This is a genomic window from Shewanella sp. H8 (genome assembly GCF_040285065.1).
Taxonomy (GTDB): Bacteria; Pseudomonadota; Gammaproteobacteria; order Enterobacterales; family Shewanellaceae; genus Shewanella; species Shewanella polaris.
The window spans coordinates 2384864-2404852 of the sequence record NZ_CP157213.1 but is presented as its reverse complement, the minus strand read 5'-3'; the positions used below and the strand labels follow the sequence as shown (position 1 = coordinate 2404852).

General features: G+C 40.1%; 17 protein-coding genes and 5 tRNA genes. 7 read left to right on the top strand and 15 right to left on the bottom strand.

Translation table 11 applies throughout. The features are described 5' to 3' along the window. The first annotated feature begins 9 nt into the window (after positions 1-9). The 4 genes from ABIS04_RS10435 to ruvB are packed head-to-tail and all read left to right on the top strand — an operon-like array spanning position 10 to position 2942. Entirely contained in the window at positions 10-762 is a 753-nt protein-coding gene (locus tag ABIS04_RS10435) for a YebC/PmpR family DNA-binding transcriptional regulator (RefSeq protein WP_350431023.1), read from the top strand. Positions 763-769: 7 nt separating this feature from the next. Next, a complete protein-coding gene (gene ruvC / locus ABIS04_RS10430; RefSeq protein ID WP_101087026.1) occupies positions 770-1291 on the top strand; it encodes a crossover junction endodeoxyribonuclease RuvC in 522 nt (173 codons plus the stop codon). Next, positions 1288-1905 carry a Holliday junction branch migration protein RuvA gene (ruvA, locus tag ABIS04_RS10425; RefSeq protein WP_137226974.1) on the top strand — a complete coding sequence of 206 codons (618 nt, stop codon included), beginning with the start codon at positions 1288-1290 and terminating at the stop codon, positions 1903-1905. The genes ruvC and ruvA overlap by 4 nt, the downstream gene beginning before the upstream one ends. A 32-nt stretch (positions 1906-1937) precedes the next feature. Further along, complete coding sequence (gene ruvB / locus ABIS04_RS10420; RefSeq protein ID WP_140234319.1) at positions 1938-2942, top strand: Holliday junction branch migration DNA helicase RuvB; 1005 nt, start codon at positions 1938-1940, stop codon at positions 2940-2942. A gap of 160 nt (positions 2943-3102) precedes the next feature. Here the strand turns inward: ruvB and gloA are convergent, their stop codons facing one another. The 14 genes from gloA to ABIS04_RS10350 all read right to left on the bottom strand — a co-directional run bounded on the left by gloA (position 3103) and on the right by ABIS04_RS10350 (position 13317). Beyond that, a complete protein-coding gene (gloA, locus tag ABIS04_RS10415; protein WP_140234318.1) occupies positions 3103-3513 on the bottom strand; it encodes a lactoylglutathione lyase in 411 nt (136 codons plus the stop codon). 435 nt (positions 3514-3948) lie between these two features. Continuing rightward, the gene (nth, locus tag ABIS04_RS10410) at positions 3949-4590 is read right to left on the bottom strand and encodes an endonuclease III (protein ID WP_350431022.1); all 642 of its coding nucleotides are present in this window, start codon (positions 4588-4590) and stop codon (positions 3949-3951) included. A gap of 51 nt (positions 4591-4641) precedes the next feature. Then, positions 4642-5337 carry an electron transport complex subunit E gene (locus ABIS04_RS10405; RefSeq protein ID WP_137226978.1) on the bottom strand — a complete coding sequence of 232 codons (696 nt, stop codon included), beginning with the start codon at positions 5335-5337 and terminating at the stop codon, positions 4642-4644. After that, a complete protein-coding gene (gene rsxG / locus ABIS04_RS10400) occupies positions 5330-5953 on the bottom strand; it encodes an electron transport complex subunit RsxG (RefSeq protein WP_167496091.1) in 624 nt (207 codons plus the stop codon). The genes ABIS04_RS10405 and rsxG overlap by 8 nt, the downstream gene beginning before the upstream one ends. Positions 5954-5979: 26 nt before the next feature. Then, the gene (gene rsxD, locus ABIS04_RS10395; protein WP_350431021.1) at positions 5980-7032 is read right to left on the bottom strand and encodes an electron transport complex subunit RsxD; all 1053 of its coding nucleotides are present in this window, start codon (positions 7030-7032) and stop codon (positions 5980-5982) included. Positions 7033-7034: 2 nt separating this feature from the next. Next, positions 7035-9341: an electron transport complex subunit RsxC gene (gene rsxC, locus ABIS04_RS10390; protein WP_350431020.1), complete on the bottom strand. Its 2307-nt coding sequence runs from the start codon at positions 9339-9341 to the stop codon at positions 7035-7037. After that, entirely contained in the window at positions 9335-9913 is a 579-nt protein-coding gene (gene rsxB, locus ABIS04_RS10385) for an electron transport complex subunit RsxB (protein ID WP_140235572.1), read from the bottom strand. Before rsxB ends, rsxC begins: the two co-directional genes overlap by 7 nt. Before the next feature lie 2 nt (positions 9914-9915). After that, entirely contained in the window at positions 9916-10494 is a 579-nt protein-coding gene (gene rsxA, locus ABIS04_RS10380; RefSeq protein ID WP_137227484.1) for an electron transport complex subunit RsxA, read from the bottom strand. A gap of 140 nt (positions 10495-10634) precedes the next feature. Then, entirely contained in the window at positions 10635-12533 is a 1899-nt protein-coding gene (locus ABIS04_RS10375) for a GGDEF domain-containing protein (protein WP_350431019.1), read from the bottom strand. Positions 12534-12821: 288 nt separating this feature from the next. Further along, positions 12822-12897 (bottom strand) — tRNA-Asn (locus ABIS04_RS10370). A 33-nt stretch (positions 12898-12930) separates the two neighbouring features. After that, positions 12931-13006: transfer RNA gene (locus tag ABIS04_RS10365), tRNA-Asn, on the bottom strand. A 28-nt stretch (positions 13007-13034) separates the two neighbouring features. After that, positions 13035-13110, bottom strand: a tRNA-Asn gene (locus tag ABIS04_RS10360). A gap of 23 nt (positions 13111-13133) precedes the next feature. Next, positions 13134-13209: transfer RNA gene (locus tag ABIS04_RS10355), tRNA-Asn, on the bottom strand. Between the two features lie 32 nt (positions 13210-13241). Then, positions 13242-13317, bottom strand: a tRNA-Asn gene (locus tag ABIS04_RS10350). A gap of 1335 nt (positions 13318-14652) precedes the next feature. Here ABIS04_RS10350 and uvrB point away from each other — a divergent pair. Together uvrB and ABIS04_RS10340 are read left to right on the top strand one after the other, a co-directional pair. Beyond that, positions 14653-16674 carry an excinuclease ABC subunit UvrB gene (gene uvrB / locus ABIS04_RS10345; protein ID WP_137226983.1) on the top strand — a complete coding sequence of 674 codons (2022 nt, stop codon included), beginning with the start codon at positions 14653-14655 and terminating at the stop codon, positions 16672-16674. 280 nt (positions 16675-16954) lie between these two features. Next, the gene (locus tag ABIS04_RS10340) at positions 16955-17914 is read left to right on the top strand and encodes a Gfo/Idh/MocA family oxidoreductase (RefSeq protein WP_350431018.1); all 960 of its coding nucleotides are present in this window, start codon (positions 16955-16957) and stop codon (positions 17912-17914) included. Between the two features lie 145 nt (positions 17915-18059). Here ABIS04_RS10340 and ABIS04_RS10335 read toward each other — a convergent pair whose 3' ends face one another. Continuing rightward, on the bottom strand, positions 18060-18710 hold the full coding sequence (locus ABIS04_RS10335) for a peroxiredoxin-like family protein (protein ID WP_350431017.1): 651 nt from the start codon (positions 18708-18710) through the stop codon (positions 18060-18062). Positions 18711-19001: 291 nt separating this feature from the next. Between ABIS04_RS10335 and ABIS04_RS10330 the strand changes: the two genes are divergently transcribed. Next, entirely contained in the window at positions 19002-19964 is a 963-nt protein-coding gene (locus ABIS04_RS10330) for a LysR substrate-binding domain-containing protein (RefSeq protein ID WP_350431016.1), read from the top strand. The last annotated feature ends 25 nt before the right edge of the window (positions 19965-19989 follow it).

Here is a 19989-nt window from a genome sequence, read left to right as displayed (position 1 = left end):
GGAGCCATAATGGCAGGACACAGCAAATGGGACAATATTAAGCATCGTAAAGCAGCACAAGATGCTAAACGCGGTAAATTGTTCACTAAATTTATTCGAGAACTGACAGTAGCTGCTCGCGAAGGCGGTTCTGATGCTGATTCCAATCCCCGATTACGCGCTGCAATTGATAAATCCTTATCAAATAATATGACCCGCGACACCATAGAACGAGCCATTAAACGTGGGGTTGGTGAAATGGATGGGCAGCAATTAGAAACCATTATTTATGAAGGCTATGGCCCAGGTGGTACAGCTGTCATGGTTGAAACCATGACTGATAATCGTAATCGTACTGTTTCTGGTGTTCGCAATGCCTTTAATAAGTCGGGTGGCAATTTAGGCACCGATGGTTCGGTGGCATATTTGTTTACTAAATCTGGCATTATTTCCTACGACACCGGCACTGATGAAGATAGCTTAATCGACAGTGCGTTAGAAGCTGGTGCAGAAGATGTTATCACCCACGAAGATGGTTCAACTGATGTTTTTACCACTCCAGATGCATTTGGCAAAGTGAAAGATGCACTTGATAGCGCTTGTTTTGAATCTGTTAATGCTGAAGTGACTATGATTGCCTCATTAAAAGCTGAGCTCGACGCTAAAACTGCTGAGAAATTTTTACGTTTAATCGATACCTTAGAAGACCATGATGATGTACAAGAGGTATATCATAATGCTGAGATTTCTGATGATGTTATGCAAGCGTTAGATAACGAATGAGGCATCAATGGCGATCATTTTAGGGGTTGATCCTGGTTCCCGTATTACTGGCTATGGTGTTATTCAATGCCAAGGCCGTCAACAGATTTACCTTGGTAGTGGTTGCATCCGAACATCAGCCGATGAGTTACCACAACGTTTACAACAAATTTATGCAGGCTTATGCGAAATTATTACACAATATCAGCCAGATGAGTTTGCCATTGAACGGGTATTTATGGCAAAAAATGCCGACTCAGCCCTTAAATTGGGCCAAGCTCGCGGCGCAGCCATTGTCGCGGCAACATGTGCGGGGTTGCCTGTTGCTGAATATAGCGCAACCCAGATAAAAAGTGCTGTAGTTGGCACAGGTCGAGCTCAAAAAACGCAAGTGCAACACATGATTAAGCAATTGTTAAAGCTACCTGCATCACCACAAGCGGATGCCGCAGATGCATTAGGGGTAGCAATTTGCCATTTTCATACTTATCAAAGTCTTATTGCCATGGGCGGTAAAGCTAGCAGCAGAACATATGGAAGATACAAATGATAGGTCGTCTAAGCGGAATATTAGTTGAAAAACAAGCGCCTGAAGTTGTCATTGATGTCAATGGTGTCGGTTATGAGTTGCAAGTACCTATGACTAGCTTCTATGAATTACCTGGGTTAAATCAAACTACGATGTTATTTACCCATTTTGTGGTACGTGAAGACGCTCAGTTGCTTTATGGTTTTATCACTAAACAAGAGCGTGCATTATTTCGCTTATTAATTAAAACGAATGGTGTTGGGCCCAAGTTAGCATTAACGATTCTATCTGGTATGACAGCATCAGAATTTATGTCATGTGTCGAACGCGATGACATTGCCACCTTAGTTAAGCTACCTGGTGTGGGTAAGAAAACCGCTGAACGTTTAGTGATAGAAATGCGTGATAAACTTAAAAGCTTGCTTGAAGCCTCTGCTGGTACAGAACGCGAATTTATGCTGCAGAGTAATTATACTCCGGCTATTGTTGAAGACAGTGCTGAAGAAGATGCTATTTCAGCTTTATTATCATTAGGTTATAAACCTGCGCAAGCCAGTAAATCAGTGGCAGCAGCTTTCAAAGAAGGTATGAGTTCTGAAACCTTAATTAAAGCTGCCTTAAAATCAATGTTATAAATAAATGATATTCATAAACAGGGTCCATAATAATGATTGAAGCTGATCGTTTAATTCAGCCGCAGGAACAAGGTCAAGATGAACTTATAGATCGTGCTATGCGTCCTAAAATGTTGGATGAATATACCGGTCAAGATGATACTCGAGCTCAGCTTAAGATTTTTATTCAAGCTGCGATAAATCGTCGTGAAGCCCTTGACCATATGTTGATTTTTGGCCCTCCAGGTTTAGGTAAAACCACCTTAGCGATGATTGTAGCCAATGAAATGGGCGTCAATATTAAATCTACTTCTGGACCCGTGCTTGAAAAGGCCGGCGATTTAGCTGCCTTGTTGACTAACCTTGAAGAGGGCGATGTACTCTTTATCGATGAAATTCATCGTTTAAGCCCTGTAGTAGAAGAGATCCTTTATCCGGCGATGGAAGATTACCAACTTGATATTATGATTGGTGAAGGTCCAGCTGCACGTTCGATTAAATTAGATTTACCGCCATTTACACTTATTGGTGCCACAACTCGTGCTGGGGCGCTAACGTCGCCATTGCGTGCGCGTTTTGGTATCCCATTACGGTTAGAATTTTACAATGTGAAAGATCTCACTACAATTGTGACACGTTCAGCTAAGGTGATGGAGCTTGAGGTTGATGAACAAGGGGCTATTGAGATCGCTAAACGCTCACGGGGAACCCCTCGTATTGCTAATCGTTTATTACGTCGGGTACGTGACTACGCGGAAGTAAAACATGATGGTAAAGTGACCCAAAAAGTCGCTGAATATGCGCTTGATTTGCTCGATGTTGATGAACAAGGTTTTGATTACTTAGATAGAAAATTGTTATTGGCTATTATAGATAAATTTATGGGTGGCCCAGTAGGATTAGACAACCTCGCTGCAGCTATTGGTGAAGATAGAGATACGATTGAGGATGTATTGGAACCTTTTTTAATTCAACAAGGGTTTATCCAACGCACGCCAAGAGGTCGTATTGCCTCCCAAAGGGCATATGAGCATTTTAGTTTGGTTAAGCCTGAATAGGCATATTGCCTTGTTTTACTCATTTTAGTTTGATGACAATGTCTTATTGATTTGAACTAGGGACTAATGTCGAGCTACCCAGTAAAATAAAACCAGCTTTCGCTGGTTTTATTGTTTATTGCTAGTTTAAAAATAGGCTTAAGCTTACCGCTTAAATGAATTAACCTAACGCTTCAGTTGCTGAACTCTTTTGAATTAACTCAATTTTGTATCCATCTGGATCTTCAACGAAGGCAATTTCAGTTTTACCACCCGCCACAGGGCCTGGAGCGCGAGTAATTTTGCCGCCAGCGGCTGCAATGGCATCGCAACGAGCATAAATGTCTTCTTCGCCAATGGCTAAATGTCCAAAGCCATTGCCTAAATCATAGGTATCGACACCCCAATTATAAGTTAACTCGATAACGGCTTGGCCAGTTGTTTCCTCACCAAAACCAACAAAGGCAAGGGTGTACTTGTATTCAGCGTTTTCAGATTGACGAAGTAGCTTCATTCCCATCACTTGAGTATAAAATTGAATGCTACGTTCTAGGTTGCCTACACGGATCATCGTATGAAGTAATTGCGACATGATTTGCTCTCTTATAAAAATTTATCTGACTTTAACAAGCTCAGATGACAATGAAAAGTTTTGCTGTACTGATTGGTAAAAACTTAAGCCCTCAAAGATCAACTGCCATCGATTAATCTTGAATAGATATTGATTATATTTTGCTATGGCTCACATTTATTAGGTTAATTTTTGGGTAAATTAGCTTAAAGCGTTATTATTACGTTATACCCATTTGGAGGCAAGAAAATGAATACAGAATTAAAAATGGCATTAGGTACTACTGTTGTTATTGCGATTTGTTTTAGTGCATTTTTTGTGTCGATGTTTTAAGCACCAGCAAAAAATAGATAGTTTAATGAGATTTACGATATGATAAATGTATTGGATATTAATTGATGAGTTATCATCCAATACATTGATATAAAACCCCAAAGTGCCTTCGGTGCTTTGGGGTTAATCTTCTGGGTATACTTTATCTTTAAATTCACATAAATCTTCAATTATACAGCTACCACATCGTGGCTTTCTGGCTAAACAAGTATATCGTCCTTGTAAAATAAACCAGTGATGTACATCTACTTTAAATTCACTCGGCACCACTTTTAACATCTTCTGCTCGACTTGATCGACATTCTTTCCTGGGGCAAACTTAGTCCGATTAGCAACTCTAAATATATGAGTATCAATTGCAATGGTAGGCCAGCCAAATGCTGTGTTGAGTACTACGTTTGCTGTTTTGCGACCTACGCCTGGTAAAGCCTCTAATGCTTCACGATTTTCTGGTACTTCACCTGCATGTAAATCAATCAACATTTTACAAGCGTTAATGACATTAACGGCTTTGTTATTGTATAAACCAATGGTTTTTATGTATTGTTTCAGACCGTCAACCCCTAAGTCGAATATGGCTTGAGGTGTATTAGCGACTGGAAATAGTTTGGCGGTCGCCTTATTGACACTGACATCAGTCGCTTGTGCTGATAACGTGACAGCTACGAGTAACTCAAACGGACTTGAAAAGTTCAATTCGGTTTCAGGCTTTGGATTATTGTCTCTTAATCTTTTAAGGATTTGAATTCGTTTATCTTTATTCATAATAATCGGTCAATGTAGGGTTAATTAACAATGAGTAACAACGGATTATCGTTAGCTTACTTTGGTGATCCGTGCGCGCGTAACACCAACACTTTCAGCTTTAGGCTGTCTGGCTTTTACGCGACTATCGATGACATTTTTAAGGGCAATGAGTAATCCCATGCCAATAAATGCCCCAGGCGGTAACATCGCTAATAAGAAGGGCGTATCTACATGCCATACATGTATGGTTAGCACGCTGGCCCAATCACCTAATAATAAATCCGCCCCACCAAATAGAGTACCTTGACCGAGCAATTCACGACTGGCGCCTAACACCACCAAAACCGCGGTAAAGCCTAATCCCATCATTAATCCATCGAATGCCGAATGAGCTAAAGAATTACGAGAAGCAAATGCTTCAGCACGGCCGATGATGACGCAGTTAGTCACAATCAGAGGTAAGAAAATACCCAATGATAAGTACAAGTTATAGGCATAAGCGTTGATCAGTAATTGCACACAAGTAACGAGTGCCGCAATGATCATCACAAAAACGGGGATCCGAATTTCTTTAGGAACAAAATCACGTACCAATGACACTAAAATATTAGAGCCTATCAATACCAACAGTGTTGCAACCCCCAAACCTAATGCATTGGTGATGGTTGCGGTAACAGCAAGCAAGGGACATAAGCCAAGCAGTTGAACTAATCCTGGGTTATTTTTCCACAAGCCTTGTGCAGCGATTTCACGATAGTTACTCATGGTTGGCCTCACAGGTATAATGACTTTGGTAAAGTGTTAGACGATGTTGCTCAACATATGTCAGCGCATTAGCAACCGCTTTTACATAGGCTCGCGGTGTAATAGTTGCTCCGGTAAATTGATCAAACTGGCCACCATCTTTTTTCACTTTCCAGATGTTGAGATTGTCTTTAAATAATTTACCCGTGAAATGGGTTACCCAATCAGATTTTCGTAGATCAATTTTATCACCTAACCCCGGGGTTTCTTGATGCGAAAGCGTACGTACACCCAAAACGACTCCTTGATTATCTACACCGATAATCAGTTTTATCGCGCCGTTATACCCATCAGGAGCTATGGCTTCAATAGCGATTGCAACAGGAGATTTGTCTTTATAGGCTATATAGGCGGGTAGGTCGCTTTTAGTGCCTAATAATTCAGGTGAATTAACGAAAATACACTGTTCACTGAGCACATTATCGTGTAATTCAGTTGGAATAATTTGATTTAAAATTAAGGTTAGTTGTTTTTGTTGTTGTAATAATATGGTGTCACTGGTTAACGCATTCACCCATGCAACAAGCCCAGTACAGCATAAGGCAAATAGCCCGAGTAACAGACCATTTTTAACCATAGGGTTAGTTGTTAAAATAGACATAGTTAATTTCCTGCTCGATGGCCATAACTGCGTGGACGAACATAATAATCAATAAATGGCGCGCACATATTGGCGAGTAATACTGCAAATGCAACGGCATCAGGATAACCACCAAAGGTACGGATTAGGTATATGAGTAAACCAATCATTGCACCAAAAATAAGCCTGCCGCGAGTACTAGTAGCAGCTGTAACCGGATCGGTAGCAATGAAAAAAGCGGCAAGCATTGTCCCACCTGAAAATAAATGCATCATTGGGCTAACGAAGGTGTCCGGACTCATTAAAAAGCCAATACTGGCGCAAATAAACAAACTAACCAAAATTGATCCACTGATTTGCCAGCGGATAACCTTAAGCTTTAGCATTATTAGTCCACCTATCAGGTAGGCTAAATTAACCCAAAACCAACCTTCGCCAACACTGCCAGAGAAGATTGTCTTAGTCATACTTTCTGTTGTGGTTAGCCCCATAGATAGGTCTGTTTTTAATGTGTCTAGCGGCGTTGCCATGGTGGTGCCATCAGTCGCCAAATGGAAAAAATCTGCAGCATAGCCACTATTTAGTTGAAAGATGCTGTTGAACGTATGCAATATATCCGCACTATGTAAGCTTAATGTTTGTGGTGCAACCCATGAGGTCATTTGCACCGGAAATGAAATCAACAACAAAACGTATGCGGCCATTGCTGGATTAAAGACATTATTTCCCAATCCACCATATAGTTGTTTAACGATAACGATGGCGAATAATGTTCCGATGACAATCATCCACCAAGGTGCTAAAGGTGGAATCGCTATCGCGAGTAAGCTTGCGGTAACTAATGCACTATTATCGGATAACGTGGCAATAATATTTTTATTGCGTAATTTCATCACTGTCGCTTCTGCTAAATAAGCCACAGTAATGGCAAGTAATAACTGTACTAAGGTCCCATAACCAAAATAATAGCTTTGTATAGCAATACCAGGAAGAAGGCATAGCGCAACGCGCTTCATCACCGTATTGGTGTGCAATGTTGTGCCGACATGTGGAGATGAGGCAATTTTAAATGCCATAGTTATTGTTCCTCTTGCTTAGCACTGTTCGCCAGTTTTTTAGCTTTTGCTTTGGCAATTGCGGCGGCAATCTTGGCCTTTTTGTCATCGATAGGGTTGCTTGTATCGATCACTTCAACTTCAACTTCAGTTGATGTCTGGATAGTAGCATCGTTGTTTAGAACTGGTGATACCGAGGCAGACTCATTAGCTAAAACTGCTTTTTTGGCTTTTGCTTTGGCTACTGCGGCAGCAATCCTCGCTTTTTTGTCATCGATAGGGTTGTTTGTATCGAACACTTCAACTTCAGTTGATGTCTGAATAGTCGCATCGTTGTTTAGAACTGTTGATACCGAGGCAGACTCATTAGCCAAAGCCGCTTTTTTGGCTTTCGCTTTAGCTACCGCAGCCGCAATTTTTGCTTTTTTGTCATCGACAGGTGCTACTGACTCAGTGGTATAAGTGTCATTTAACGGTGTATTCACATCAACCGCGACCGTGTCAGCTGGTTGAATATGCTCATTAGCTAAGGTAGCTTTCTTCGCTTTAGCTCGTGCAACAGCCGACGCAATTTGCGCTTTCTTGTCATTAATGGGTTCAATATGTTTATCTGCATCATTTGTAACAGTATCTTGGTCAATCTGTTGAGATTGTGCAGCCAATGCCGCTTTTTTTGCTTTAGCGCGCTCAATTGCGGCGCTAACAGCAGCTTTCTTCTTGGTTGAACTGTCGATTGCTACTTTTTCTGTGTCTGGTGTTGCTACCGAGTCTGATCCTGTTGTTGCGTCTTGCGTTTGTGCTTTCTTAGCAGCGATCCGTGCCATCGCTGCTGCGACAGCATCTTTATCACCCGAATTCATATTCGCTTGGCGTTTAGCTGCAGCTTGCTTAGATTTTTCTTCACGAGCATTTTTTTCATCTTCAAGCCTTTGTAAGCGAGTTTCAAAACGAAGTTTGGCTTGTTCAGCTTGAAGCTTTTCTTCAGCGGCATTTTTAAGCGCTGATTTTGCGACTCGATAGTATTCAACCAATGGAATGTCACTAGGGCATACGTAGCTACAACAACCACATTCAATGCAGTCTTTTAAGTTAAAGCTTGCGGCTTTATCGTATTCCTCAGCTTTTGCATGCCAGAATAATTGTTGTGGTAACAACAATGCAGGGCAGGCAATAGCGCACTCTCCACAACGAATACAGGCCTTTTCATCTTGATCAGGGGCTATTTCAGCTTTGCTTGGTGCCAGTAAACAATTGGTGCCTTTTAATATAGGCACATCAAGATCGGCTAATGCGTATCCCATCATAGGGCCGCCCACGATGACTTTTTGTGAGCGTTCTGGCTTGAAGCTGACTTGACCGAGGGCGTCAGCTACCGTTGTGCCTATTCTAAGCCAGTAGTTCCCTGGTTTATCGACGCGCTCACCCGTTAACGTTACTACGCGCTCAATCAGTGGTTTACCGTGTAATACCGCATCCTGGATGGCATAGGCGGTCCCAACGTTATGCATAACAATACCAAGTTGGGAAGGAATGGCACTACTTGGGACTTCTTTGCCGGTAATAATTTGAATCAGTTGCTTCTCGCCACCAGATGGGTATTTGGTCGGAATAACCGTGACCCGAACCATGTCATTAGGCAATGAACTACGCGTGATAGCTGATTGCATTGCCTGTGCGGCTTCTGGTTTATTGTCTTCAATGGCAATGACGATGCGCTGTGGATTAAGCAAATGCTCAATAATACTCACACCCGCTAAAATTTCATCGCTGTGCTCACGCATTAATCTGTCGTCAGCGCTGATGTAGGGTTCGCACTCAACACCATTAATAATAACTAAGTCGATTTCACTGGCAGGGTTTAGTTTTACATGGCTAGGAAACGCTGCGCCGCCCATACCTGCAATACCGGCTTGTTTTATTTTCTCTAAAATAGCCGTCTTTGACAGTTGCTCTAATTGATTTGCTTCGAGTTCACACCAAGTATCTTGACCATCAGCTTCAATAATACAGCTCAACACGGGCAATGAAGACGGATGATTACTGGTATGTTGTTCAATTGCAACCACGGTTCCTGAGCTAGGGGAATGGACGGGCAAATAAGTAAATCCAACTCCATCAGTGAGTCTTTGGCCTTTTAATACTTTGTCCCCCACCTTGACACTGAGTGTTGCTTGTTGGCCCACAAGCGGAACCGGCACAATAAACCGAGACAATAAGGGAAGAGATGAAATTGCTGTTTGATTAGATAATGTTTTAAGCTCAGGCGGGTGGATCCCACCTGGAGAATGCCACAATGTGCCTTTATCTAATTGCTCTAAAAATGTTAGCACCGTTTATCCTCCTGTTCAGGATGGATCACGTTTACAGGGATCGCGCGTAACTTCCAGTCCCAATTTTGTATTGTTGTTTCTACCGGGATCATATCAATACAATCGACGGGGCATGGTTCAACGCATAAATCACAACCAGTACAATCTTTGGCTATGACGGTATGCATTAATTTACCTGCACCTAAAATGGCATCGACTGGGCAGGCTTGAATGCATTTGGTGCAACCAATACATTCATCCTCGCGTATGTAGGCTACTTTTTTTATGCTACTTTGGGCGGCTTCCCCCAAAGGCTCAGGCTCTACACCCATGAGCTCAGCGATTTTTTCCATAGTGGCAGTTCCACCTGGAGGGCATTTATTAATCTTATCGCCATTAGCAATTGCTTCGGCATAAGGCCGACAACCAGGATAACCACATTGACCGCATTGGGTTTGTGGCAGCAAGGCTTCAACTTGATCGATGATTGGGTTTCCTTCGACTTTAAATTTTTTCGAAGCAAAACCTAAAATGACGCCGAATACCAGCGCCAAAATACTCAGCACGGCTACGGCAATTAATATACTCGTTATCATTAGTTAACTAGCCCCGCAAACCCCATAAAGGCTAATGACATTAAACCGGCAGTGATCATAGCAATTGCGCCACCTTGGAAAGGTAATGGCACATCTGCAGCGGCTAATCGCTCACGCATCGCTGAAAATAAAATCAACACTAATGAAAATCCCACCGCAGCGCCAAAACCGTATATTGCAGATTGAATAAAGTTATGATCTTCATTGACGTTAAGCAATGCAACGCCTAATACCGCGCAGTTAGTGGTAATTAGCGGTAAATAAATGCCTAAGGCTCGGTGTAAGGAAGCACTGGTTTTTTGGACAACCATTTCAGTAAATTGAACTACGACTGCAATCACTAAGATAAAGCTCATGGTACGTAAATAACTGAGATCGAATGGCTGTAACAGAAATTCATTCGTTAGATAACTTAGGATGGACGCTAAAGTGAGTACAAATGTGGTTGCCATGGACATGCCAATGGCCGAGGCAAGTTTGCTCGACACACCCATAAAAGGGCATAAGCCCAAGAATTTTACCAGAACGAAATTATTTACCAGCACTGTGCCGATCAAGAGGAGAAGGTACTCTGTCATTGCTACAATTTTTTTGACCAATAGATCCTATTATTATCTTAGGTTTGGCGCAGATAAACAACGGATAAAAAATAAGGTTAAACAATTAATGTTCAACCTTAGAAGAAAATCGCATTTTTTAAGCTTTATTAATACTTTTTTTACTGTTTATTTAACAATAACTCAGGTTTAGCAATATAATATCCTTGCAAACCATCTACTAAGAGTTTTTCTAAGATAAGTTTTTCATCTTGTTTTTCGACACCAGTAGCAATAACACGAATGCTAACGCGTTTAGCGATGTCGACGATCATCCGAATGAAAAACTTATTGTTGTTATCTTGTTCAATATTTTGGCTATAACTGCTGTCTAATTTTATAAAATCAGGTTTAACTTCACGGAAAAACTTAAATGATGTAAACCCTAAACCGAAGCGTTCAATGGCAATTTTTGCGCCCACTTTATGCATTGCGGTGACAAATTGGTGGCTAGCATCTAAATTAGTCTGCATTCCAGATTCATTCAGTTCAAACACTAATCGAGCCGCTATGTTTCTATGTTTAGACAATATGTCTTTTAACCACATGGTAAAATTTTCTTGAAGCGCCGAAGAAGCACTAATATTGACTCCCAATGCCCCTGAGATACTTGGGTTATCACGCAGAAGTTTAATGCTCTGAATAACAATCATTTTATCTAAATCAACACTCATCTCATAACGTTCAGCCATTGCGATAACAGTGGTGGTGGGCAAATTTTTACCTTCGGCATTGTAAAATCGTGCTAATAATTCGCGGTAAACGGCAGTAGCATTATTACAGGGCTGAATAGGTTGTTGATAGAATTTGATACTTCGACGATTAATTAAATCGTCAATAGTGACTTTCCAATGATCATTACCGAATTGTTCATTACCCGTTAACTTTTCTAATTGATAGTAATGATTTGGTCCAAGAGTCTGTGCCACGCTAACAGCACTATCAGCCAAAGCCATTAATGCTAATGGTTTATTTCCTTGTTCATAAGGCACCATTCCGGCATGAGCGATAGTGTCACTTTTGGTATTTTGAGCATATTCATCGAGATAACATTTAAGTTGCTCTAAAAATCGTTCACCTTCATTAAGCGTCATGCGGTCAATAAAAATTGCAAAATCACCACTTGATACTCGAAAACAAAAACTTAGTCCAAGAATAGATACAGCTTTACGGATACAGGTAGCAAGTTTTGCTAAATAATCATCTCCCGCAGCATGGCCATATAATTGATTAATGGTTGCTAATTCTGTCGCCCTAACAAGCACCAGAACACCATATTGTTGTTTATTGGATTTGCTTATCGCATCAATATGTTGTGTAAAACGCTGCCGAGTTGAAAACCCAGTGACCGGATCTTGATAAGCTGCTTTAGTTAATTCGTCGTTCTCTTTACGTACACGTTCTAAACTGAGTTTTAATTGGCTGCGGCATATTTCTAATGCACTTCCTATGGGACTAAGTACCCCAGGGAAGCGAGATTTTTCAAGTGCGAGAAATGATAAGTCTGGGATGTGAGTAATGTATTCTGTTGCATAGTTAATTCTTCGACGATGCAATTGCATTAATAGTGCGAATAACAACATCAAAGACGCGTAAGCGACAATGAGTAACGTTGTGGTTTGTTCAAAATCATTAACACTAGGCGACAAAATGTTTGTGGTATCTAGTCTAATTTGTAAACGTCCGTCAGGGAAGTTGTGCACTTGGCCGAGTTCAATATTAAAGATTTGACTCGTAATATCGTCAGAAGAGCTTATTAAACTGCCATGGGTAAAATTGTTATTATTATCGATATCATGAATATATTGAAAAAATTGCAAAGGAAAGTCTTTCGATATCTGTTGGTATAATACATCTCCACTACCATTCCAATTATCAATGGTTTGTACATATTGTTGATAATTAGCGAGTGCTATTTCACCTTGAGCTTGTATTTCACGATTTTCTACCGTGTAGATTCGGAAAATTAATAAACCGAAAACGATAAAAAGCACAAGTTGAAAGGATCTCGATAAGCCCATAAAACATTTATTCCCATGAGTCCGTTTGGCTTAATCCGCTCGATTTGGCACGACTCTAGTGCAATCAGTATTCGAACAACATCTTTAACCAAAAAGTTAATAGTCAACAATAGTGCATATAATAACCAAGATTATAGCAGATTAATTATTAATCTAAGGCATTATTTATAATAGAGAATGGGGATTAAAAAAGGATATATTATGTGATCAATAAATTGCTGGTTATTCAATGTGAAAGGGGGGGCTTTAGAAGCAGAAGTCTGTATCGATAGGTGTAATAATTATTAATGGCTCCCCAAACTGGACTCGAACCAGTGACATACGGATTAACAGTCCGCCGTTCTACCAACTGAACTATTGGGGAAGCGTGTTATTACTAATAATGTAGATTTTGAAATGGCTCCCCAAACTGGACTCGAACCAGTGACATACGGATTAACAGTCCGCCGTTCTACCAACTGAACTATTGGGGAAGCGTAATATTTCAAATTTTTGTATCGATGGCTCCCCAAACTGGACTTGAACCAGTGACATACGGATTAACAGTCCGCCGTTCTACCAACTGAACTATTGGGGAATTATTTTCGATACAGTAAACGTTGGCTCCCCAAACTGGACTCGAACCAGTGACATACGGATTAACAGTCCGCCGTTCTACCAACTGAACTATTGGGGAATTACGCTTACATCTCAACTTATATTACTAATTGGCTCCCCAGACTGGACTCGAACCAGTGACATACGGATTAACAGTCCGCCGTTCTACCAACTGAACTACTGGGGAAACGTTTTTAGCAATGTATTGCTGAGAACGGAGCGCATAGTAAAACGCTCTGGTAACTGAGTCAACTCGAGTTATAAAAAAAAACGTATTTATGTGACTAATTGGTTATCAAATACACATCGTGCACGACTTTTGGGCATTTATGTCAATATTTAACAATGAATTTAAAATTAATCACTTATCTTAAATTTCACACGCTATGCCGTTACGAGGATATTTTTGTGAATGTTCAAATATGGGATAAAGATAAATAGCTGTCTATTACAACTTTTTTGAGCCCTAAATTTGAAGCATAAGGAGCATCTTAAACGATATAAATTAATTACAGTATTGAGACATTCTGTCATCATAATCTTGATGGGTAGACTGAATGGCAATACCTTAGTGAAAACTACATTAGTTGTTATATCTTAATGGAGTGTTTCAATGAAATAGAATCGATAAATGAAATAATTAGAAACCTCAATAATGAACATAGGGCGTGAGTTTTGCTAGGTTAAGCAATCCTCTGATGGATATTCTTTGAATATTGACTACCTAAACTTAATGAATTACGCGTTAAGTTGTGACGCTTCTCGTTAAAAAAGCTGGTAGTTGCTGATCAGAAACTTCAACTTTATAGCGGTGATCGTAATGAGGATCGTCCATGAAGTATTTTTAAGGTAATGCTTAATAACTTAATTCGCATTATTCATAACCAATTGTCGTGATCATTCGTATTAATAGTCAAATGTAATTAAATTTCATCATAACTTTCTTACACTTTTTTGAATTAGACTAGGGCGCTACCCCGCAGCAGTATTGAGCTTTAGTGAGTTATCCACTAAATCTGTGGATAAACTTGTGGACTTCTACTGTAAATAAGCTGCAATCCCTTATGGCGCTTGGGTCGGACTTAAAATGGTACAATTAATTGGCGGTTAATTAAGTTGATTTTAATCAATGACATATAGAAATCAATAAGTTTTTTTGTTCACTGTTCTGTCAGTTGCAAAATTGTAATATCTTTAAATTAAAGATTGTGTATTAAATTATGCTTTAGTCATGTTTATCTGTGGATTATAGGTGTTTTTAGGCGATCTAAAGGTGTTGTTTGTAACTTTCATATAATGATCATTATTTTGTCATATTGATGGGTTAGGTAATCAATAATGAGCTTAATTAAACATCTTAAAGTAAATCTCAAATATCTCAAAGTGAATCACTATGATGAGTTTTTATCATCAAAATAACGACTGTTTTAGAGTTAGTAGTAACAGTGCAATACTATTACCTATCGCCATTTACCCGTGTTTTGGTATATGATTATGAGTCAATAAAATAGGAAATCGTGTAGTGTCAGAGTCAGTATTTTCTCTAGAGTCCAAATTCGAACCCGCCGGTGATCAACCTACAGCGATAAAAAAATTAGTCGATGGCTTAGAAGCGGGTGTTGCCAGTCAAACACTATTAGGCGTAACGGGTTCAGGTAAAACTTACACTATAGCTAATGTGATTAAGCAAATGGGTAGGCCAACCATTATTATGGCCCCCAACAAAACCCTCGCTGCGCAGCTTTATGGTGAAATGAAAGAGTTTTTCCCACATAACGCGGTTGAATATTTTGTTTCTTACTATGATTACTATCAACCAGAAGCTTATGTACCTGCTTCTAACACCTTTATAGAAAAAGATGCATCTGTGAATGCTCACATTGAGCAAATGCGTCTATCGGCTACTAAAGCACTATTAGAGCGCAAAGACGTGGTACTTATTGCCTCAGTTTCAGCCATATATGGTTTAGGCGATCCTGATTCATACATGAAGATGTTATTGCATTTGCGCCAAGGTGATTTTATGGGCCAACGAGACATCCTCATTCGGCTCAGTGAATTACAATACAAACGCAATGATATTGAATTACAACGCGGGACTTATCGAGTCCGCGGTGAAGTGATTGACATTTTTCCGGCAGAATCTGAACGCGAAGCCATTCGAATTGAATTATTTGACGATGAAATTGAGCGCTTAAGTGAATTTGACCCATTGACAGGACAGATTAACAAGCGGATAGCGCGCACTACTATTTATCCTAAAACCCATTATGTGACACCTCGAGAAAAAATCATTGCAGCGACAGAAGATATTAAACAAGAACTTCGGGAACGTCGTCAATATCTACTCGACAACAATAAATTGATTGAAGCTCAACGCATTACCGAGCGTGTACAATACGATATTGAAATGATGGTTGAGTTAGGTTATTGCTCTGGGATTGAAAACTATTCGCGGTATTTATCTGGCCGTGCACCTGGTGATGGTCCACCAACTTTATTAGATTATTTGCCGGCAGACGGTTTATTAATTATTGATGAATCCCATGTAACAGTGCCGCAAATTGGCGCTATGTACAAAGGAGATAGAAGTCGAAAAATGAACTTAGTGGAATATGGATTCCGATTACCGTCAGCTTTGGACAATCGCCCGTTGATGTTTGAAGAATTTGAGCGGTTAATGCCGCAAACCATTTTTGTTTCAGCGACCCCTAGTTTATATGAACTTGAAAAAAGTACTGGCGAGATTGCAGAACAAGTTGTCAGACCAACAGGATTACTTGATCCTGTGCTTGAAGTTCGCCCAGTTGGCATTCAAGTTGATGATCTCTTGTCTGAAATCCACAAACGCGTAGCGGTAAATGAAAGGGTGCTGGTCACCACATTAACCAAACGGATGTCAGAAGATCTTAGTGAATATCTTGACGAACATGGCGTGAAGGTTCGTTATTTGCATTCGGACATTGATACTGTTGAACGAGTTGAAATTATTCGAGATCTTCGTCTAGGTCGTTTTGACGTACTGATAGGTATTAACTTGTTGCGTGAAGGTTTGGATTTACCAGAAGTGTCATTGGTGTGCATTTTAGATGCAGACAAAGAAGGTTTTTTACGTTCGGAACGTTCATTGATCCAAACCATAGGTCGTGCCGCCCGTAACGTTAACGGTAAGGTCATTTTATATGCCGATAGAATTACCAACTCTATGGCTAAGGCCATGGGAGAAACTGAACGCCGTCGTGAAAAGCAACACCAGCATAACCTTAAACTCGGTATTGTGCCTCGTGGCGTAGTGAAGAGTATTACCGATGTGATGGATGTAGGTGATACTAACTTCAGTAAAGGGACCCGTAAAAACCATTCTAAATATGCTGAAGTGGCTGAAGAACGGGCAAAATACAGCAGCATTGCCGATTTAAGTCATCAAATAGATAAACTTGAAAAACAAATGCACGAACATGCTAAGAACTTAGAGTTTGAGCAAGCTGCAGCCGTACGTGATGATGTTAAACATTTACGCGAGTTAATCATTGTAAATAGTTAATAGCCACTAAAAATAAACCTAATCATGTGTATCATTATCGTCCCCTTGCCAGAAATGGCTGGGGATTTTTTTAACAAAAAATCTAATGACTTAATTAAAATACCAGCGGTTGTCACCGGAGGTAATGATTATCGGCCTAGATATTATTATAGCGTTAATGTCATTTTGTATTACTTTGTATCAATCGACTTGTGGTTTTTGTTAACTTAAACAGCCAATAGCGTTTGTTCGATTACTTATCTGATGATGGATTTATAGCACACTTAAATAAGGATCATTTATGGCAAAATTAAATTGGGGTATTGTCAGTGCCGGTCGAATAGCAGCGTTATTTTGTCAGGATTTAACCTTTTCGGCTAACAGTCATTTATATGCTGTTGCAGCGCGGCAACAAACGGATGCCAATGCATTTGCGAAGCAATACGGCATCGAAAAGGCCTATCAAGGATATCAAGCATTATTTGGTGATCCAGAAGTTGATATCGTGTATATCGCCACACCACATAATTTTCATTTTCAGCAAGCTTTTGATGCCTTAATGGCTGGTAAGCATGTGTTGTGCGAAAAGCCGATGACGGTGTCGATTGAAGAATGTCATATTTTGGTTAAGCTCGCTAAAGACAAAGGCTTGCTGTTGATGGAAGCATTATGGACTTATTTTTTACCGGCAATGCAACAAGCCAAAAAATGGCTAGATGAAGGCCGAATTGGTCAGCTTAAACACGTTAAAGTCGATTTTGGTTATCCGATCCCATTTACGCCAGATGGACGTGAATACAACCCGCATTTAGCCGGTGGTTGTTTATTGGATATGGGAATTTACCCATTGGCGATTGCCGATTATTTTGTTAAAGCAGATATCGATATTCTGTATGTTCAAGCACATGTATGTGAAACAGGTGTTGAAGATGATGTGATTATTATTGGTAAAAGTGGTGATGTCACAGTGAGTTTAGCCGCGACGTTTCTGTGCCGATTAAGTAATAACGCTTATCTTATTGGTGACAAGGGGTACATTGTTATTCCGGACGCATTTAGGGCATATGAATGCAGTTTGTATCATCTAGATGAGTTGGTTGACTCATTTACTGATAACAGACAATCATTGGGATATCATTTTGAAGCCGATGAAGCATGTCGACTTATCGAACAAGGTGAGCAAGAAAGTATGGTGGTAACACATCAACATAGCTTATTGTTTCAGTCGCAAATAGCCAGAGTTAGCGCATTAATAAAATGATGGTTCATCTCTTAGTACTTGTACTAAGAGATGACTACAAATTGTGACGCTATGGTGGTGTTAGCATAGTAAACACCATTAGCCAGCACATTGGTTAGCTAAACTATTTTTTACAGATAAGGGCAATTGATTAGGCCAGAAGTCATTACGTTAACTTTTTTAATGCCTCGATAATATCATCAGGTTCTGAACGTGTTCTGTAGTCAACGTCGACATAGCGCCAGGTGACAACTCCGTCACGGTCGATGACAAATGTAGCGGGAATCGGTAATACACTGCCATTGCCATTATTGATTGCCTCAAGATCAAGTTTGCGATCTACTCGCATATGCTGAGAGAGAAACGCCGGTACTTCCCAAGCAACACCATATTGTGAGGCCACTTTTGCGTCTTGATCAGACAATACAAAAAAGTCTAAATTATTCATTTCATCTTTTGTCATAGAGCCATCTGGTACTTGCGGACTGATGGCAACTAATTGAGATCCAAGGGCTTGAATATCTGCTAAACGTGCTTGTAATGCTCTAAGCTGTAGGTTGCAGTACGGACACCAACTGCCTCGATAAAATGTCACTACAACAGGGCCTTGTTGCAGTAAATCAATTAAGGATATTGATTGTCCATTTGAATTAGGTAATGAAAAATCAGGCGCTTTTTGGCCAAGGTCAATCGCACTATTACCTTGTTGAAATACTTTTGCTTGCTCAATAATATCGTCGACGATTTTCATGAAATCAGGGTTCTTTTGTCGTCCCTCGTTAATTTTTGCTTCTGTTTGCTGTTGTAAACTTTTCATATATTCCCTCGATGGCAACTAATTTATCTGCCTTTGGCTGACTAAACAGTGATTGGGGCTTTGTAAATAACCTCAGTTCGGGATAATAAACGGTTATCAAAAAGTCCTTTGTCTCGCTAACTGTGTGCATTGACTAGCTATTGACGCACCGATGCGCCTTGTTAGCAAAACAAACGACAAGTTTGATATGAAATAGGCCGAATATTGTCATTTTGCCTTACATATCCCACCTCTTAACCCGAGTTGAGGTTAAATATAATTTGGCTATAGAGTAAAGTGTTAGCATCTATAATGAAAATGTTATTATTTTATGGAATCTATAGCGAAAACGTATTTGAGGTGATTGTGGATATAAAAACACTGAAAAGTTTTATCAGCGTAGCGTCACATCAAAGTTTTTCTGGTGCGGCTCGTGAGCTCAACACCGTGCAACCGGCTATTAGCCGTCATATTGCCATGCTGGAACAAGAGTTAGGAGTACTGTTGTTTACTCGCAACTCTCGTGAAGTGATGATCACTACAGCAGGTGAGCAATTACTTAGTGATGCTAAGCAAATACTAGCACTGACCAGTAAAGCTAAAAGCCAAGTAAAACGCGCCCATGATGGTCAAGTCGGCGAGCTTAATATTGCTTATTTAAGTTCAGCATGTTTGACCTTTATGGCGGATTTAGTTCGCAGCTATTCGCAGCAGTATCCTGATGTGCATATCACTTTATTTGAAATGACTGCTACAGAACAAATTGAAGCATTTAACGCTAACCTTATAGATGTTGGTTTTTCGCGGCCACTACCTAGCGGGATCATGGATGAATTTAATAGCAGTGATATTTACATCGATAAGTTGGTGGCCGTTGTGGGTCAACACCATCCACTGGCTGAATATAGTCAAATAGAACTGGGTCAATTGCAGCAACAAAAATTGATCATCTTTAATCGTGATGAAGCAGTCGGCTTGTTTGACGATACCATTTTGCTGTGTAAACAAGCGGGATTTTCGGCTAATATTATTAGCCAACCTACACATATGCAGACCTTGTTAACTGAAGTGGCTGCCGGTTTAGGTGTTGCTATTGCGCCGCATTGTATTCGTAAATTATACAGTCAAGGTTGTCGATTTTTACAGTTAACGGATGCACATAAAGCCATCCCCACTCAGCTGCATGTAAAGCGTACTAATCATCGTGCTACTGTAGATTCTTTTGTCGCTTTGGCATTACATAACAAAGCGAAAATTGCCAAAAGTATGGCTTAAGAATTACCGCTGAGAATTGTCAAGT

Excerpts from the sequence above, each read along its gene's own strand:
- ABIS04_RS10435 (WP_350431023.1), top strand. The coding sequence starts at position 10 with ATGGCAGGACACAGCAAATGGGACAATATTAAGCATCGTAAAGCAGCA.
- ruvC (WP_101087026.1), top strand. The coding sequence starts at position 770 with ATGGCGATCATTTTAGGGGTTGATCCTGGTTCCCGTATTACTGGCTAT.
- ruvA (WP_137226974.1), top strand. The coding sequence starts at position 1,288 with ATGATAGGTCGTCTAAGCGGAATATTAGTTGAAAAACAAGCGCCTGAA.
- ruvB (WP_140234319.1), top strand. The coding sequence starts at position 1,938 with ATGATTGAAGCTGATCGTTTAATTCAGCCGCAGGAACAAGGTCAAGAT.
- gloA (WP_140234318.1), bottom strand. The coding sequence starts at position 3,513 with ATGTCGCAATTACTTCATACGATGATCCGTGTAGGCAACCTAGAACGT.
- nth (WP_350431022.1), bottom strand. The coding sequence starts at position 4,590 with ATGAATAAAGATAAACGAATTCAAATCCTTAAAAGATTAAGAGACAAT.
- ABIS04_RS10405 (WP_137226978.1), bottom strand. The coding sequence starts at position 5,337 with ATGAGTAACTATCGTGAAATCGCTGCACAAGGCTTGTGGAAAAATAAC.
- rsxG (WP_167496091.1), bottom strand. The coding sequence starts at position 5,953 with ATGGTTAAAAATGGTCTGTTACTCGGGCTATTTGCCTTATGCTGTACT.
- rsxD (WP_350431021.1), bottom strand. The coding sequence starts at position 7,032 with ATGGCATTTAAAATTGCCTCATCTCCACATGTCGGCACAACATTGCAC.
- rsxA (WP_137227484.1), bottom strand. The coding sequence starts at position 10,494 with ATGACAGAGTACCTTCTCCTCTTGATCGGCACAGTGCTGGTAAATAAT.
- ABIS04_RS10375 (WP_350431019.1), bottom strand. The coding sequence starts at position 12,533 with ATGGGCTTATCGAGATCCTTTCAACTTGTGCTTTTTATCGTTTTCGGT.
- ABIS04_RS10340 (WP_350431018.1), top strand. The coding sequence starts at position 16,955 with ATGGCAAAATTAAATTGGGGTATTGTCAGTGCCGGTCGAATAGCAGCG.
- ABIS04_RS10335 (WP_350431017.1), bottom strand. The coding sequence starts at position 18,710 with ATGAAAAGTTTACAACAGCAAACAGAAGCAAAAATTAACGAGGGACGA.
- ABIS04_RS10330 (WP_350431016.1), top strand. The coding sequence starts at position 19,002 with ATGAAAATGTTATTATTTTATGGAATCTATAGCGAAAACGTATTTGAG.